Annotated in this window: 3 protein-coding genes; all 3 read left to right on the forward strand. The window is 70.1% G+C overall.

Translation table 11 applies throughout. From position 1 onward, the window contains the following. A partial coding sequence (locus H7841_18505; GenBank protein MEO5338850.1) for a VTT domain-containing protein occupies positions 1–660 on the forward strand: 660 nt, incomplete at its 5' end. Continuing rightward, positions 657–959, forward strand: coding sequence for a hypothetical protein (locus H7841_18510; protein ID MEO5338851.1), 303 nt, complete (start codon positions 657–659; stop codon positions 957–959). The genes H7841_18505 and H7841_18510, both read left to right, overlap by 4 nt. Next, positions 956–1,387 (forward strand): hypothetical protein (locus tag H7841_18515; protein MEO5338852.1); only part of this gene is annotated, 432 nt, incomplete at its 3' end. The genes H7841_18510 and H7841_18515, both read left to right, overlap by 4 nt.

The raw sequence follows: 1,387 nt of genomic DNA on the forward strand, positions 1-1,387 counted from the left end.
TACCTGGCCGGGGACTGGGTGGCCGGGCGGGCGGGCTCCCGCCTGGGGCGGCTGGTGGCGGGCGTCGAGGCGGAAGGCTGGCGGTTCGTCGCCTTCACCCGGCTGGTGCCGCTGTTCCCCTTCAATCTGCTCAACTACGCCCTGGGGCTGACCCGCATCTCCTTCGGGGCCTATGTGGCGGCCACCGCCGTCTGCATGATCCCCGGCGCGCTTGCCTATACCTATCTCGGGCATGCCGGCCGAGAGGCCCTGGCGGGCGGCGAGGGGATGATCCACGACGGTGCCATCGCGCTGGGGCTGCTGGCGGCCGCCCTGTTCCTGCCGCGCCTCGCCAAGGCCCTGCGCCGCGAACCGGCCTTGGATCTGGCCGACCTCAAGCCCGGCGAGGCCATGCTGGTGCTGGACGTGCGCGATGCCCCGGACTTCGCGGGCGGCCATGTGCCCGCCTCCCGCAACATCCCGCTGCCCGAATTGGCGGCCCGCCTGGGCGAACTGGAGGGCTGGCGCGGCAAGACGGTGGCCGTCCTCTGCCGCACCGACAAGCGCTCGGCCAAGGCGGTGGAGATGCTGAAGGCCGAGGGCTTCTCCGGCGTGCGCCTGGTGGCCGGAGGCATGGTGGAATGGGGGAAGAGGGGACTGCCGGTGGAGGAGGGGCCATGAACGGCCGGCTCCACATCGCGGTGATCGCCAAGGAGCCGCCGGGCGGCCGCTGCCGCCTCTATTTCGCCTTCGCCGAGGCTTTGGCCGCCACCCTGGGCGCCACGACGGAAATCCTTTTGGGTCCGGAGGCTCCGGCCCTCACCGTGAACGGCGTTTCCCTCGTGCCCGGTGACGGCGTGATCCTCACGGCCGACGAACTCCATGCCGGGCTGGCGCGGGGCGGCCATGCCCTGCCGGAAGAACTCCTCGCGGCCTTGGAGGCGGTGGAGGAGAAATTCATGGAGGAGTTGGCGTCATGACCGCCGTTGCCGCCGCGATCAAGAAAGGCCCTCGCGACTTCAAGGTCAAGGCGCTGCCGGCCGGCAAGCAGCGCTCCCTGGCCGGCTCCTATCCCCTGTGGGTCCGGGGCCTGGCGCTCGCCGCCTTCGCCTGGGCCTTCCTGGGGTGGTTGAACGAGTCCTATCTGTTCTGGTGGGACAGCCCCATCTGGTTCAACCGCTATACCGAATACGCCATCATCCTGGCCTTCGGCATCTGGCGCATCCGGGCCGAGCACAATCCCTACACCCGGCGGCGGCTGTCCATCCTGGTGGCCTGCGTGACCGTGCTGTGGTGGGCCATTCCCTGGCTGTTGCCCTTCGTCGAGCCTTACGTGGGCTTCCTCGGCACCCAGCCCGCCTTTCCGTCGCTGCACACGCCGGGGACGCTCACCTTCTACCTGGTGCTG

The sequence above is a fragment of the Magnetospirillum sp. WYHS-4 genome (assembly GCA_039908345.1).
GTDB lineage: Bacteria > Pseudomonadota > Alphaproteobacteria > Rhodospirillales > GLO-3 > JAMOBD01.